General features: G+C 70.0%; 17 protein-coding genes and 1 tRNA gene. 10 read left to right on the top strand and 8 right to left on the bottom strand.

The window, feature by feature from the left end:
* Nucleotides 1–96 precede the first annotated feature (96 nt).
* From IEY20_RS12220 to IEY20_RS12250, 7 genes are all read left to right on the top strand, one after another.
* Complete coding sequence (locus IEY20_RS12220) at nt 97–1,341, top strand: molybdopterin molybdotransferase MoeA (protein ID WP_229728037.1); 1,245 nt, start codon at nt 97–99, stop codon at nt 1,339–1,341.
* Entirely contained in the window at nt 1,342–1,815 is a 474-nt protein-coding gene (moaC, locus tag IEY20_RS12225; RefSeq protein ID WP_022902245.1) for a cyclic pyranopterin monophosphate synthase MoaC, read from the top strand.
* A complete protein-coding gene (locus IEY20_RS12230; protein WP_031272311.1) occupies nt 1,812–2,324 on the top strand; it encodes a MogA/MoaB family molybdenum cofactor biosynthesis protein in 513 nt (170 codons plus the stop codon). Before moaC ends, IEY20_RS12230 begins: the two co-directional genes overlap by 4 nt.
* A complete protein-coding gene (locus IEY20_RS12235) occupies nt 2,321–2,761 on the top strand; it encodes a molybdenum cofactor biosynthesis protein MoaE (RefSeq protein ID WP_175327417.1) in 441 nt (146 codons plus the stop codon). The genes IEY20_RS12230 and IEY20_RS12235 overlap by 4 nt, the downstream gene beginning before the upstream one ends.
* A gap of 34 nt (nt 2,762–2,795) precedes the next feature.
* A complete protein-coding gene (locus IEY20_RS12240; protein WP_175327418.1) occupies nt 2,796–3,377 on the top strand; it encodes a hypothetical protein in 582 nt (193 codons plus the stop codon).
* A gap of 113 nt (nt 3,378–3,490) precedes the next feature.
* Nucleotides 3,491–3,889 carry a PLD nuclease N-terminal domain-containing protein gene (locus IEY20_RS12245; RefSeq protein ID WP_175327419.1) on the top strand — a complete coding sequence of 133 codons (399 nt, stop codon included), beginning with the start codon at nt 3,491–3,493 and terminating at the stop codon, nt 3,887–3,889.
* Between the two features lie 211 nt (nt 3,890–4,100).
* Nucleotides 4,101–6,059, top strand: coding sequence for an ABC-F family ATP-binding cassette domain-containing protein (locus tag IEY20_RS12250; protein ID WP_175327420.1), 1,959 nt, complete (start codon nt 4,101–4,103; stop codon nt 6,057–6,059).
* Nucleotides 6,060–6,091: 32 nt separating this feature from the next.
* Here IEY20_RS12250 and IEY20_RS12255 read toward each other — a convergent pair whose 3' ends face one another.
* From IEY20_RS12255 to IEY20_RS12265, 3 genes are all read right to left on the bottom strand, one after another.
* On the bottom strand, nt 6,092–6,685 hold the full coding sequence (locus tag IEY20_RS12255; RefSeq protein ID WP_175327421.1) for a hypothetical protein: 594 nt from the start codon (nt 6,683–6,685) through the stop codon (nt 6,092–6,094).
* A 56-nt stretch (nt 6,686–6,741) separates the two neighbouring features.
* Nucleotides 6,742–7,173, bottom strand: coding sequence for a VOC family protein (locus IEY20_RS12260; RefSeq protein ID WP_022902240.1), 432 nt, complete (start codon nt 7,171–7,173; stop codon nt 6,742–6,744).
* A 77-nt stretch (nt 7,174–7,250) separates the two neighbouring features.
* Nucleotides 7,251–7,745 (bottom strand): MarR family winged helix-turn-helix transcriptional regulator, encoded by a 495-nt coding sequence (locus IEY20_RS12265; RefSeq protein WP_022902239.1) that lies wholly within the window; start codon nt 7,743–7,745, stop codon nt 7,251–7,253.
* A 94-nt stretch (nt 7,746–7,839) separates the two neighbouring features.
* On the opposite strand from IEY20_RS12265, the gene IEY20_RS12270 reads away from it, so the two are divergent.
* A tRNA-Gln gene (locus IEY20_RS12270) sits at nt 7,840–7,911 on the top strand.
* Here the strand turns inward: IEY20_RS12270 and IEY20_RS12275 are convergent.
* The 5 genes from IEY20_RS12275 to IEY20_RS12295 all read right to left on the bottom strand — a co-directional run bounded on the left by IEY20_RS12275 (nt 7,881) and on the right by IEY20_RS12295 (nt 12,807).
* Nucleotides 7,881–8,864: a hypothetical protein gene (locus tag IEY20_RS12275; RefSeq protein WP_175327422.1), complete on the bottom strand. Its 984-nt coding sequence runs from the start codon at nt 8,862–8,864 to the stop codon at nt 7,881–7,883. The genes IEY20_RS12270 and IEY20_RS12275 overlap by 31 nt on opposite strands.
* A complete protein-coding gene (locus IEY20_RS12280; protein ID WP_188889177.1) occupies nt 8,861–9,871 on the bottom strand; it encodes an IS110 family transposase in 1,011 nt (336 codons plus the stop codon). The genes IEY20_RS12275 and IEY20_RS12280 overlap by 4 nt, the downstream gene beginning before the upstream one ends.
* A gap of 345 nt (nt 9,872–10,216) precedes the next feature.
* Nucleotides 10,217–11,026 (bottom strand): SDR family oxidoreductase, encoded by an 810-nt coding sequence (locus IEY20_RS12285; protein WP_083881890.1) that lies wholly within the window; start codon nt 11,024–11,026, stop codon nt 10,217–10,219.
* Nucleotides 11,027–11,107: 81 nt separating this feature from the next.
* Nucleotides 11,108–11,857: an SDR family NAD(P)-dependent oxidoreductase gene (locus IEY20_RS12290; protein ID WP_022902236.1), complete on the bottom strand. Its 750-nt coding sequence runs from the start codon at nt 11,855–11,857 to the stop codon at nt 11,108–11,110.
* The gene (locus IEY20_RS12295; protein WP_295787010.1) at nt 11,857–12,807 is read right to left on the bottom strand and encodes an SDR family NAD(P)-dependent oxidoreductase; all 951 of its coding nucleotides are present in this window, start codon (nt 12,805–12,807) and stop codon (nt 11,857–11,859) included. Before IEY20_RS12295 ends, IEY20_RS12290 begins: the two co-directional genes overlap by 1 nt.
* Nucleotides 12,808–12,870: 63 nt before the next feature.
* Here IEY20_RS12295 and IEY20_RS12300 point away from each other — a divergent pair, with 63 nt between their 5' ends.
* Both IEY20_RS12300 and IEY20_RS12305 read left to right on the top strand, forming a co-directional pair.
* Complete coding sequence (locus IEY20_RS12300) at nt 12,871–13,452, top strand: TetR/AcrR family transcriptional regulator (RefSeq protein ID WP_042726335.1); 582 nt, start codon at nt 12,871–12,873, stop codon at nt 13,450–13,452.
* 219 nt (nt 13,453–13,671) lie between these two features.
* On the top strand, nt 13,672–13,971 hold the full coding sequence (locus tag IEY20_RS12305; protein ID WP_022902233.1) for a recombinase family protein: 300 nt from the start codon (nt 13,672–13,674) through the stop codon (nt 13,969–13,971).
* The last annotated feature ends 150 nt before the right edge of the window (nt 13,972–14,121 follow it).

A 14,121-nucleotide genomic window follows, 5' to 3' on the forward strand; every position in this document is an offset into this window, starting at 1 on the left:
GGCGCGGGGTGCGCGCTGGATACGCTACTGACGCGCCCCGACGGCGGTTCCGTCGGGCGCACGTCCAGGCTTGCATGCACGACTTCGGAGGGCACCGTGCGAACGATCGGTCAACACGCCGGAGCGGTGGCTGCCCTGCTCGCCCCGGTGATCGCCCGGCTCACGCCCGGCACGTCCGATCCCACCTGCCTGGAGGCCCGGGGCACCGCCGACCTCGCCGCCGGGGCCGGCGCCGGAGCACGTCGTCGGCTCGCCACGCGCATCGTCGCACCCGTGCCGCTCCCCGCCTTCGACAACAGCCAGATGGACGGCTTCGCCGTCCGTGCCGCGGACGCCGGCAGCGACGTCGCGGTCACCGACCCGATCCCCGCCGGGACGGTCCCGGAACCGCTCGTGCCCGGCACGGCGGCGCCGATCATGACCGGTGCGCGGATCCCCGACGGCGCCGACGCCGTCTTCCCCGTCGAACGGACCGAGCCGGGCACGTTCCCCGCGGCCCTGGCGCTCGCCACGGTCGCCGTCCCCGCCGACCTGACGGCCGGCTCGTTCGTCCGGACGGTCGGCTCCGACGTCCCGTTCGGCGGCGTGCTGGCGGACGCCGGGGCACTCGTCACCCCCGCGCTCCTCGGGGCCTTCGCGGCTGCCGGCGTGGACCGCGTCGACGTCGTCCGCCGGCCGCGGGTGCTCGTCGTCAGCACGGGCTCCGAACTCGTGGGGGTGGACGCCGACGGCGCCGGCATCGGGGACGCCAACGGCATCGCCCTCTCCGCCGCGCTCGCCGAGGTCGGGGTCGAATCACGCACGGTCGTGGTGCCGGACGACCCGGACGCCTTCGTCGACGCCGTCACGGCGGCGGTCGGGGACTGGGCGGACCTCGTCCTCACGACCGGGGGCATCAGTGCGGGCGCGTACGAGGTCGTACGCCAGGCCCTCGAGCCGCTCGGGCTCGCCGTCACACCGGTCGCGATGCAACCGGGGGGTCCGCAGGCGCTCGGCACGGTGGCGTTCGGCGACCGCCAGGTGCCCGTCGTCGCCTTCCCGGGCAACCCGGTGTCGGCGCTCGTCTCGTTCGAGGTGTTCCTCCGGCCCGTGCTCGCGCCGCTCGCCGGGCTGCCGGCCGACCGCCCGTCGCAGGTGCTCCCCGCCGCCGAGGCCGCCACGTCGCCCGCCGGCAAGCACCAGGTCCGCCGCGGCCGGGTCGAGGACGGCCGCGTGCACCTCGTCGGCGGCCCGGGTTCGCACCTCCTCGTGCACCACGCCGCCGCGACGCACCTCGTCCACGTCCCGGTCGGCACCGCCGTCGTCGAACCGGGGGACCCCCTGACCGTCTGGAGCCTGTAGATGACCGACCTCTCCCACGTCCGTGCCGACGGATCAGCGCACATGGTCGACGTCTCCGCCAAGGACGTCACCGACCGTTCCGCGACCGCCACGGCGACCCTCGTCACCCGCCCCGACGTCGTCGCGCGCATCCTCGACGGCTCCCTGCCGAAGGGCGAGGTCATCGGCACGGCCCGCATCGCCGCGATCATGGCGGTGAAGAAGACCTCCGACCTGGTGCCGCTGTGCCACCCCCTGCCGATCGCCGGCATCGAGGTGGACATCACCGGCGCCGACGACCGCGTCGTGGTCGAGGTCTCCGTGCGCACGACCTCGCGCACCGGCGTCGAGATGGAGGCCCTGACCGGCGCGAGCGTCGGCGCGCTCACGGTCTACGACATGGTGAAGGCCGTCGACCGGGCGGCTGTGATCACCGACGTCCGGGTGCTCGAGAAGCACGGCGGACGCTCGGGCGACTGGAAGGCGGAACGATGACCTCCGAACCCACCAAGGGCCGTGCGGGGGTGCTCGTCGTCTCGACCCAGGCCGCGGCCGACCCGGCACTCGACCGCACCGGCCCGGTGATCGCGTCCTGGCTCCGGGAGCGGGCGTTCACCGTCGCCGAGCCGATCATCGTCCCGGACGGCGGCCCGATCGCCGAGACCGTCACGGGCGAGGTGCTCGCCGGAGCCCGGGTGGTCATCACCACGGGCGGCACCGGCGTCACGCCGACCGACCGGACGCCCGAGGCAGTGGCGCCCCTGCTCGACCTCGAGCTCCCCGGCATCGTCGAGGAGATCCGCCGACGCGGTCTCGCCGGCGCCGGACCCACCGCGCTGCTGAGCCGTGGCGTCGCCGGGATCGCAGCCGGCGGCACCGTCGTCGTCACGCTGCCCGGATCGCGCGGGGGCGTCGCGGACGGCCTCGACGTCCTCGACGGGCTGCTCGACCACGTGCTCGCACAGCTGCACGGTGCCGGCCACGCACCTCGGAGCGCCTCGTGACCGCGGTGGAGGGGTCCGGCCGGGTCCTCCTCGCCGACGTCGTCGACCGCGACGTCACGGTCGAGGAGACCTCCGTCGCGGTGACCTCGGAGCGCGACGGGGCGGTCGTCACCTTCGCCGGGGTCGTCCGCGACCACGACGGCGGCAAGGGCGTCACGGCGCTCGACTACGAGGGTCACCCCACCGCAGCAGCCGTCCTGCGCGACGTCGCCGAGACCGTCGCGGCCGAGCACCCGGACGTCCGCATCGCCGTGCTGCACCGCGTCGGCGCCCTCGTCGTCGGGGACGTCGCACTCGCAGCCGCCGTGGCGTCACCGCACCGGGCCCAGGCCTTCGCCGCGTGTGCAGCCCTCATCGACCTCGTGAAGGAGCGGACGCCGATCTGGAAGCACCAGCGCTTCCGCGACGGCACCGACGAGTGGGTGGCTGCGCTCTGACGGATCCTCATGCCGCTGTGCCAGGATCGACGGCATGACCGACACCGTGCACCGGGCCGAGCAGCGCTGGGCCGTGGCGGACGCGCGGGCGCAGAACGTGCTCGCGCTGCCCCCGCCCCGCCGGTTCCCGGTCGTGCGGGCGTCGGCGCTCCTCGTGCTGCCCGCCGCGATCGTCCTCGTCGTCGGGTTCGCGTTCCCGGCCGGTTCCACGGGTCGCGACGTCGTCGCCTGGACGGGTGCCGCCGGTGCCGCGCTGCTGCTCGTCGCCGTGATCGTGGGGGCGATCCGGGGTCGTCGATCCCCTGCGGCGATGCTCCGGGTCGACGAGGTCCTGCTGCCGGCCGAGCGAGCGGCGCTCCGCCGGGTGGTCCGCCTCCGCGAGCGCGCGCCCGAGGACCGGCTCGACGTCGTCCGAGCCGTCGCGACCCAGCGCGTCCGCCGCCCGGTCCTCGGGGTCTGGTCGGTGTACTCGCTCGTCGCTGCGGCCGCCGTGGTGGCCGGCAGTGCCGTGTGGGTGCTCTGGCTCGCCTGGATCGTGGTGGCGGTCGTCGCGGCAGCGGCAGCGACCTGGTCTGCTGCCGTCGCGCAGCGCTACCTCGATCTCGGACCGTCCTGACGGGACCGGACCGGCACCCTGTACGCCGTCGCAGGAGACCGTTGCCCGATCGCAACCGCGGCACGCGTTCGGGGAGTGGCCGGGCTCTCGGCCGCTCCATAGAATTCGGCACCATGAGCGTGCTGCTGTACGGGGCGGGGACACTCTTGCTCGTCTTCGCCCTGATCGACATCCTGACGAAGACCGACTCCGAGGTCCGGGGCCTCCCGAAGATCGCGTGGGTCCTCCTCTGCATCTTCGTGCCCGTCGTCGGTCCCATCGTCTGGTTCGCCGTCGGGCACGACTGGGCACCGGGGGAGCGGAACCACGGCCGTTACCTGGACCCCGTCCGGCACGAGGACCGCTACGCCACCCTCGGCGAGGCCCGTTCGGCGCACGGGGACAAGCGCGTCACCGGGACCGAGCAGGAGCTCGCCGACTTCGAACGCGAGATCGAGTACTGGGAGGCCCAGGCGCGCCTGAAGCGCGCGAAGGAAGCAGCCGGCGAGGGCGACGCGACCCCGTCGAGCTGAGCCGCGCCTCCAGGCCGGCCGCGCAGCGACCCCACCCCACCCCGCTTCGCCGATGCGGAACGACCGGACCGCTGTCGCACGACATCGGTCCGGTCGTTCCACGTCGACCGTCGACCGAGGAGCCGTCGACCGCGGACCCGACCGACCGTCGACCGCAGCCTCGCGGACCCGACCGACCGGAGCGCCCCGTGCGCCCCCGTACCCTTGACGGGTGGCTCATCTCCTCGGCGCCGAGAACGTGCATCTCGAGTTCCCCACCCGTGTCGTCTTCGACAGCGTCACCCTCGGCATCGACGAGGGGGACCGCATCGGGGTGGTCGGCCGGAACGGCGACGGCAAGTCCACGCTCCTCGCCCTCCTGTCGCAGCGCATCGACCCGGACGACGGCCGCGTCACGCACCGCCGTGGCCTGACCGTCGGGTACCTCGACCAGCGCGATGTCCTGCCCGCCGGAGCGACGGTGGGCGCGACCGTCGTCGGCGACCGCGCGGAGCACGAGTGGGCCGGCGACCCGAAGATCCGCGACGTCATCGGCGGTCTCGTCTCGGACATCCCGTGGGAAGCCAACGTCGACGACCTGTCGGGAGGCCAGCGGCGCCGGATCGCCCTCGCGAAGCTCCTCGTCGGCGACTGGGACGTGCTGTTCCTCGACGAGCCGACGAACCACCTCGACGTCGAGGGCATCCAGTGGCTGGCCGACCACATCAAGCGCCGCTGGTCCGCGAACCAGGGCGGCCTCGTCGTCGTGACGCACGACCGGTGGTTCCTCGACGCCGTGTCGACGGACACCTGGGAGGTGCACGACGGCATCGTCGAGCCCTTCGAGGGCGGCTACGCGGCGTACATCCTGCAGCGCGTCGAGCGAGACCGGCAGGCCGCGGCGTCCGAGCAGCGCCGCCAGAACCTCGCGCGCAAGGAGCTGGCCTGGCTCCGCCGCGGTGCACCGGCCCGCACGAGCAAGCCGAAGTTCCGCATCGACGCGGCGAACGCCCTCATCGACGACGTCCCGCCGATCCGCGACACCGTGGCGCTGTCCCAGATGGCGACCGCCCGGCTCGGGAAGGACGTCGTCGACCTGCTCGACGCCGGGGTGGCCTTCGGTGACGACGTGATCCTGCGCGACGTCGAGTGGCGGATCGCGCCAGGGGAGCGGACCGGCATCCTCGGGCCGAACGGCGCGGGCAAGTCGACGCTCCTCAACCTGGTGTCCGGCACGCTCCAGCCGACGACCGGCCGGGTGAAGACCGGCAAGACCGTGCAGATCGCCGTCCTCGACCAGCAGCTCGCCGATCTCCAGCAGTACGCGGACGACCGCGTGCGCGAGGTCGTCGCGCGCAAGAAGACCTCGTACGTGGCGGACGGCAAGGAGATGACGCCGTCGCAGCTCCTCGAACGCCTCGGCTTCACGTCCGCGCAGCTCTCCACCCCGGTCAAGGACCTGAGCGGTGGGCAGAAGCGTCGCCTGCAGCTCATGCTCATCCTGCTCGACGAGCCGAACGTCCTCATCCTCGACGAGCCGACGAACGACCTCGACACCGACATGCTCGCCGCGATGGAGGACCTCCTCGACACCTGGCCGGGCACGCTCCTCGTCGTGTCGCACGACCGGTACCTGCTCGAGCGCGTCACCGACCAGCAGTACGCGGTGCTCGGTGGGCACCTCCGTCACCTGCCCGGAGGCGTCGACGAGTACATGCGCCTCCGCGCGTCGGGTTCCGTCCCCGCGACCGCGTCGGCGGCTGCCGCCGCAGCTGCCGGGAGGCCCGACACGGCGGGCGGAACCGGCTCGGCAGGCAGCGTGGCTGGGTCGGGGACGGTGGGCGGCTCGGGGCGGCCGGCGGCCGGTGGCGCTGGTGGCGCGGCCGGCGCTGGTGGCGCCGATGGCGCTGGTGGCGCGGCCGGTGCGGGCGCCGCTCCGGCGGCCGGCGCCGGTGTTGCGGTGCTCTCGGGTGCGGAGCGTCGGGCGGCGGAGAAGGAGATGTCGGCGCTCGACCGCCGGATCGCCCGCATCGGGGCCGACCGGCAGGAGGTCCTCGACGCGTTCGCGGCGCACGACCAGTCGGACTACGCGGGCCTCGGGGCGCTGCAGGCGCGCCTGGCCGGGCTCGAGGCCGAGGTCGAGCAGCTCGAGGAGCGGTGGCTCGAGGTCGCGGAGCAGCTCGGGGTGTAGGGCGCGGTGGCGCCGATCCTCGGCGGGCCGGCTCAGGCGGCGTCGTCGGGGTCGTCGTCGCCGAAGTCAGGACCGCATCCGATCGCTGCACCGTGCTGCTCGCCGCCGATGCCGACGTTGAACGACCGGTCGAGCGTCACCGTGTGCGTCGTCCACAGGGGCCCACTGGAGGTCGCGGTGAAGCCCCGGACGTGGCCGGCGCTCGCGCCAGGGCGCACGACCATGCGCCCGACGACGTCGAGCTTGCCGTGAGCCGGGACGGTGACGCCGTCACGCAGCGGAACGGTCCGCCCGTACTCGCTCGGAGCGACGGGGTCGTCGGTGACCCACAGTCCGGAACCCGTGTCCCCAGGGTCGAGCGCGACGGCGAGCGGTGTCACGTCCGCACCCTCGACATCGTCCACTCGGACGTCGACCACGCGGACGCCCCGGTCGGACGCGTTGTCGAACTCGACCATGAACCATGCCGCCGCGGTCGTCGTGCCGTCCGGGTAGGAGCCGCAGGCAGCACCTCGGTCGGGGTCCGTCGCGAGCGCGTGTCCCGGCGCGATCACGATCCCCAGTCCGACGGCGAGCACGAGTGCCCCCGCCGCGCTCACGCCCAGAACCGCCCGCCCCGTGTCCATGCCACCACCGTAGGGCACGGCAGCCGCCGGGCGCGCCCCCTGTTCGCGGCCGGACGTCAGCCGACGGACGCCGGATCGCCACCGCCCGGGTTCGCGACGATCTCCCAGAGGTGTCCGTCGGGGTCCTGGAAGAAGCCGGAGTACATGCCCCACGGCCGCGTGTACGGCGATGCGAGCATGGTCGCCCCCGCGCTGCGCGCCCGCTCGAGGAACGCGTCAGCCTCGGCCCGCGAGTCCACGAAGTGTCCGATCGTCGACGTCGGCCCGTGCGGGAGGTCGACACCCGAGTCGAGCGCCATGTCCTCGCGGGCGTAGACGCTGACGATGAGTCCGTCGTCGAGCGTGAACATCGCCGTGGTGCCGCCGGCCTGGTCGGCTGAACGCGGGTACTCGGTGCCGATGATGCCGCTGCCCTCGACGTCGAGCAGGGCGCGGTAGAACTCGGCCGATCGCTCGACGTCGGCCACGGCCAGGGTGATCGCGTGCATGGCCCGGAGGGTAGTCCGTCCGGTCTCGGTCTCGGTCTCGGTCTCGGTCTCGGTCGCGGTTTCGGTCTCGTTCGCGGTCAGTCGCCGAGGCCGAGGATGAGTCGCCGCAACAGCCCGGAGAGCTGCGCCTGCTCCGTGCCGGACACCTCGTCGAGGATCGTGCGCTCGGCATCGAGCAGGTCGGCGATCGCCGTGTCCACCGCGGTCCGTCCTGCGCCGGTGAGGGCGACCAGGATCCCGCGGCCGTCCTTCGGGTCCGTGCGTCGGCTGACGAGCCCGCGCGCCGCGAGCCGGTCGACCCGGTTCGTCATCGTGCCGCTGGACACGAGCGTCTGCTGCAGGAGCGTCTTCGGGCTCAACTCGTACGGCTCGCCCGCGCGCCGCAGCGCCGACAGGACGTCGAACTCCCACGGCTCCACGCCGCTCGCGTCGAACGCCGCCCGCCGTGCCCGGTCGAGGTGCCGCGCCAGCCGGTCGACCCGCGAGAACACCTCGAGCGGGGCGAAGTCGAGGTCGTCGCGCTCACGACCCCACGCCGCGACGATGCGATCGACCTCGTCCTCCTGCGGCATCCCCCCATCTTGGCCGAACCGGCAGCGCACGGCCACCGGCCACGACATGGGAGGATGGTCGGGCGCCGGGCGGGCTCCACTCCGTCGGGCGTGTTCCGCCTTGGTGTAACGGCAGCACGACGGCCTTTGGTGCCGTTAGGTCCGGGTTCGAATCCTGGAGGCGGAGCGGGGGGGGGTGATCCGAGTTTTCGGCGTTCGGGTTGTGACTTTTCGCGGCTTCCGGAGAGCGAGGCGGGCCTTGAGCCAGTCGATGATGCGGGAGATGTTGGCGCTCGCTGCTGTCATGGCGCCGGCCATCTCGACAATCCAGGGGCCACGCATGCGTCGCTTCATCGGAACTCCGAGCGCCTCGCGGTCCGCGTCCTTGAGACACGAATTACCGTTCTCGACGTTGTTGCGCTTGCCGAACCAGGCGCGCCACACGTCGGACTTGTACTCGTACTCCTGACCGTACTTGAGGTGGTTCTGGTTCTTGACGCCGTTCTTGTCGCTGAGAACCCCAGGGACTTTCACGGTCTTGCCCGGGATGACAACGTCGATCCAGGTGTCGGACTCTGCGTCGTAGACCTTCGGGTCGGTGAATTCCGGGTAGGAGTACTGGCGCGCGCCGGTGGCGTCGTAACCGCTACGGGGGATGAGCCGGTAGCGGGAGCGCTCCTTGCGGCGCTGACGGAGAAGCGCGTGGGCTTCGTCTCGAAGTTTGGAGCGCTCGGCCTCGGGCTTGCTCGTGATGGTCTTGAGGTAGTCGAGGTATGTCTTCTCGGCGTCAATGAGGGCGGCTGGCATGAACCGCAGGTGCCAGCTACCCGTGACCATGACCAGGTTGTGCCGGCCATCGGCGCTTGCATAGAACGCTTGCTGACCGAGCTCCTCTTCCTCGTTTTTGTAGTCCATGACGACCTTGACGCCTGCTTGCGCGAGAGGGCGCTGCAAGTCCTCGGGCTTCGCTCCTGGGAAGTAGGCGCGGTCGCCGACAACGGTTTTGATGGCGTGACCGCGTTCAACGGCAGACTGGTAGAGGAACAAGCCGTGCCCTGTGAGAGCGCCAGGCTTGTGACCGCTGGTCGAGAGAAAGAGCAGGGGATAGCTCGCCTCAGTCTCGTTCGGGTCGCGGGTCATGACCGCGTACTCGAGGTCCCATCCGAACGCGTACTTATCGCCGCCGTCCTGGTCAGGGTCGTGGCTGCCCTGCCGGCCGTACCAACCGCAGTCGTAGTTCGTGGAGACCTTATCGCCCGGCTTGATGTTCTTGGCACTCTTCTGCTTGCCCGAGACTTCCGCGAATGTGGCATCGATGGCAATCGCGCCCTTGAATCGCCCGCGCCGCCGAGGGACGCGAACGCGGCCTCGCTGCGGACTCGGCCGACATGCGAGTACGCGGTGAGGAACACAGCCGCTGAGACCGGCCCGACGCCAGCAATGTCGAGCACCGTAGGCGCGAGAGCGGAGACGTATCGCTCGAGTGCATGGTGGTTTGCGTTGAGCTTGCCGGTCAGGTCAATGACGTCGCGAGCAAGGCGGACCGCTTCGGCTCGCGCGATGACCTCATCGATGTCGTCACTGGGACGGTGCCGCCACGCTGCGATCGAGGCGATCTGCGTGTCCTTCAGCGGGTGCCGAACGTCGATACCGAGATTGATCGTGCGCAGCAGCGCGGTGAGCGCGTTCCGGCTCGCGGTGCGTTGACCGTCCATCGATCTCCGCGCCGCCAGCAACACGCGCAACGCCGACCGGATATTGCCGGTCCTCGGCCAGGAGAGCAGCGCCGTGTCGGTGCGCAGCACGGCACGAGCCGCGGCTTCGGCATCGACTGGGTCGGACTTCCCGCGAGCTCCGCGGTCGGCTCGTCGTGGTGGTCGCGCTTCGACCAAGGGAATGTCGGCCTGCTGCAGCGCTTCGGTCAGGGATGCTCCGTAGGAGCTGGTCCCCTCGACAGCCGCGAGCCGTCCAGCGGCTGTCCGACGATCGATCCAAGCCAATGCGCGGGCGAGACCAGTCGGACTCGTCGGGAACGACGCGGTGTCGACGACGCCGCCAGTGCGGGTGTCGAGGATGACGTAGGTGTGCGTTTTGGCGTGCGTGTCGACGCCGATGACATGCGTGTACTCGTCTGCGACGATGGGCATTGCGGGACTCCTTCCAAGACGGGAACCGTGTTGGCGCCCGGCCCGGGAGAGTCGTTGCGGGGCGGATCTCTAACGAGTCACAACCAGGTGGCTGGTTCGACGACCTTCTATCAAGCCATCGCAGCGGACGGGCCGGCACCAGCCCCGCCACCCGCAGCGGACGAGTCGAGACAATGCCACGTCATGACGACAGGCAGATAGCCGAAGAGTCACACCACGAGCCGGGACCGGTGCCAGCCTGTCAGCCGACCCCAGGCCGACCAAGAACCATTAGAGATAGCCGATCGTCTACCGAGGCACGGTGCGACCTGGCGGTATGCAGTGCGGTCGCGTGAGCGTCGCCGGTCAGGCGAATATGTCGCCGGTACGCAGCGATGCGTCGGCTCCGCCGTCGACGAAGATGACTTGTCCTGTGACATGGGTGTTTGCAGGGCTGGTCAGCCAGGTGAGTAGTTCAGCTGGTGCTGCTGGTTCTGATGGGCCGTGAAGCGGCATCGGCACCACCTGCAGGAGGGCGTCGCGCTGTTCGGGGTTATCGAGCATCGGCTGAGTCATCGGACTGATCACGATGCCGGGGCCGACCGCGTTGAGGGGGACACCTGCTTCGGCCCACTCGGGACTGATGGCTGCTCGTCGCACCCACCGTGAGATGGCCCGTTTCGATGAGGCGTACAGCGTCTGGCCTCCATCGCGGGCAACAGCCGTCTCGGCGGCACTGACTGCTGCTGCTTCGTCTCCCTGCAGGCACGCTTCGACGACGTCGTCATCGGTGGTTTGCAGTGTGGAGAACGACGACACGATCGCTGCGCGTGGAGCGTCGGAGTGCACCAGCAGTGGTCGGAGGCGTTCGAGCGTGGCGACAGCGCCGAAGTAGTTCACCGTGATCGTGACCGGTGCGGGAGCTGCGACGCCAGCAACCGCGATGACCGCGTCGATGCGGCCGCCGCTGGCTTGGTCGACCGCGCCGGCGAGGGTGTCCCGGCCGTCGGCCGTGCTGAGGTCGGCAATGATGTCCGCGTTTCGGATGTCGATGCCGATGACGCGGTGCCCGCGCGTGCGAAGGAGAGCGGCGGTGGCTGCGCCGATGCCTGAGGCTGCTCCGGTGACGACGTAGGTACGGGCAGTGTGCTGAGGTTCGGAGGGTGTGGCAGTCATGATGCTTCTTCCTGGCTGCGCCCCGTGTCCTGTTGCGGGGCGCAGCCGTCGGAGCGGGTGTGGTGTCGGGTGATGAAGCGGTCAGCTCTTCTGCATGAAGCCGCCGTCGACGCTGTGGGTGATGCCAGTGACGAATCCTGCGTCGTCGGAGAGCAGCCATGCGACGGTGGCGGCGACCTCTCGTGGGGATCCCATGCGACCCATGGGCATCTGCTCCGCGTACATGGCTCGGGTTCCCTCGTCGAGGGCTGCCACTGCGGGGGTGTCGATCAGACCGGGGGCGACAGCGTTGACGCGGATGCTGTCCCGCGCGTACTCGAGTGCGGCTTGCCCGGTGAGGGAGATGACGCCTGCCTTCGCTACGGCGTAGGCGGGCTGACCGATCGTGGCGCGGAGGCCGGCGCCGGATGCCATGTTCACGATCGAGCCGCCGCCGTGTTCAAGGAAGTAGCTGATCTCGGCTTTCATCGACAACCACATGCCCTTGAGGTCGATGTTGTGGATGCGGTCCCACCATGCCTCGTCGAGATCGTGGATGCGTGCAGCCGGGTGGCCGATCCCAGCGATGTTCGCGGCGTAGTGCAGCGCGCCGAACGTGTTCACGGCGTGGGCGACGAGGGCGACTGTGTCCTCGGCACGTGATACGTCGATGCGGATGAACGACGCGGTGCCACCGGCTGCGGTGATCTCCTCGACCACTCGGGCGCCGGCGGTGTCGACAACATCACCGATGACGACTTTGGCGCCGCGTTCGGCGAGCAGCTTCGCGGTTGCTTCTCCGATGCCGGATGCGCCGCCGGTGACGGCGACGACCTTGTCCTTGAAAGTCATCAGCGGACCAACGCAAACTCTTCGTTCATTGACCCGGGGATTGCGTACCCGTCCAGATCTCGTATCTGGTCGATGTGCGCAGCGACGTCGTCAGGTGTGGCGACCGGTTCGTCGGCGGTGACGTGCCAGCCCGGCGTGACACCCATGAAGACACGTGCGTACCGGCCGCGTGCGATCGAGTAGAGCTCGTGCGAGCGGGTGTTCGATTCGCTGGCCAGGTATGCGACCAGGGCGCTGATCATTTCGGGTTCGGCGTGCGCCGGGGTGGTCGGCATGCCGACGAACTGGTCCGCGTTCATGTCCGCTCCCATCCGGCTGACCGCCGCGGGGAGGATCGTGTTCGCGAGGATGCCGTGCGGTGCCCCTTCGAGCGCGACCACGTTCGCGAGACCGAACACTCCACCCTTTGCGGCTGCGTAGTTGGCCTGTTGGATCGACCCGAACAGCCCAGCCGCCGAGGAGGTGAACACGATGCGTCCGTAGCCGTTCTCGCGCATGTTCGCGAAGGCAGGCTGAGTGACGTAGAACGCTCCGTTGACGTGCACAGCCAGCAGGGCGTCGATCGCTGCCGGAGTCAGATCGGTGAAGGCGGCGTTGCGGATGTTGCCGGCGTTGTTGACGAGGATGTCGATCTTGCCGAACGCGTCGAGAGCGGTCTGGATGATTGCCTGACCGCCCTCGGGCGTGGCGACGGAGTCGTAGTTCGACACCGCCTCGCCGCCGCCAGCGCGGATCTCGTCGGCGACCTGATCGGCCATCGCGGTCCCGCCGTTCTCACCGCTGATGTCACCGCCGAGGTCGTTGATTACCACCTTTGCTCCGCGGCTCGCGAGCTCGAGGGCATGCGCCCGACCCAGCCCTCCGCCAGCTCCTGTCACGACCGCCACGCGGCCAGTGAACGACACTGCAGACATGTTCTCTCCTTTGAGACTCGGTCGCTCCGAGCACATGGCACAGTCTGCCACTTAGCGGACGAGTGCCAGTGGCGATCGCGGGATACTTGGAGCGTGGACATGCAAGGGGCCGACGACGAGATCCGGCAGATCGCTCCACTTCGGGTGCGCCGCCGGACGGCGACGCAGGCCGAGATCGCGGAGGCAGCGGCGTCGCTGTTCGAGCGGTACGGGTTTGAGAACGTCACCGTTGAGCAGATCGCGACGGCAGCGGGGATCTCGATGCGCACGTTCTATCGACACTGCTCGGGCAAGGATGAAGCGCTCTCCGTGGGTTTGAGCGCGGGTCCGGAGGAACTGGCGGCGGCAATCGGAAAGCATCAGGACCTGCCGCTCCTGGAAGCGGTGGTGGCAGGGCTCGTGGAGGTGTCGGACAGCCCGGTCCGTCGCAGCGAACTGCGGCTGATCCTCGGAACACCAGCGCTTCGTGTGTCGTGGTTGGCAGCTGGCCGCGCCGCTCAGGAAGATCTGGTTGGCATTGTGCGGCAGCACTTCCCAGCCATCACCGTGTTCGAAGCCCAAGCCCGGGCAGCTGCAATCATCAGCATCCTCACCGTGGTGCTTGAGGCATGGACCGCCGCAGAAGACGATGATCTCCCGCTCCGCGCTCAGCAGGCCCTCCGCGTGCTCACTGACTGGTAGGTCTGTCCGCAAGGACCCGCACCACCGGTACCTGTGAGCCGGCCCACTCTGCCGAGGAGGGTCTGTCTTGGTCTGACACAGAAACGACCGTTTGTGGCACAAGGGCTGGCCTCGGATCGAGGAAGTTGCTTGGAGCGGCGAGTCGTGTAGCGATACTCAGTGCCGGTATCCATGAGTCGTTACCAGCTGTGCGCGGCGAGTTCCGTTACGTGCTCGAGCATGGGAGAGCTCCTCGGGTGCGCGCGAGTGTCGACGACCGATCAAGATGCGTCGCTGCAGCTTGACGCGTTGAACGCAGCGGGCTGCTATCGAGTGTGGGTCGACACGATGTCAGGCCCGCTCGAGCATCGCCCCGAGCTGACAAAGCTCCTCGACCAGCTCCGCCCAGGCGACACGCTCGTCGTCTGGCGTCTTGATCGCCTGGGCCGCTCGAGCCGGCACCTCATCGGCCAGCTCCAGGCGCTGGGGGAGCGGGGAAACACGACAGGGCGATCGCCACGTGGCTTGCCACTCAGGTGAACCTGATGAACGCCGCGTCCACACAGAACCAGGTTTTCAGGGTCGCCCTCGAGGCGAGCAGCCGCATCGCGAACGGGACTGCTGCAGGTTCGGTTGACTCGTTGATTTAGGCCGCGAGTGCGACCTGTGGGTTGATGATTGCTTCGTACT

Origin of the sequence: Curtobacterium luteum, from assembly GCF_014646995.1 — a bacterium.
Classification (GTDB): Bacteria; Actinomycetota; Actinomycetes; order Actinomycetales; family Microbacteriaceae; genus Curtobacterium; species Curtobacterium luteum.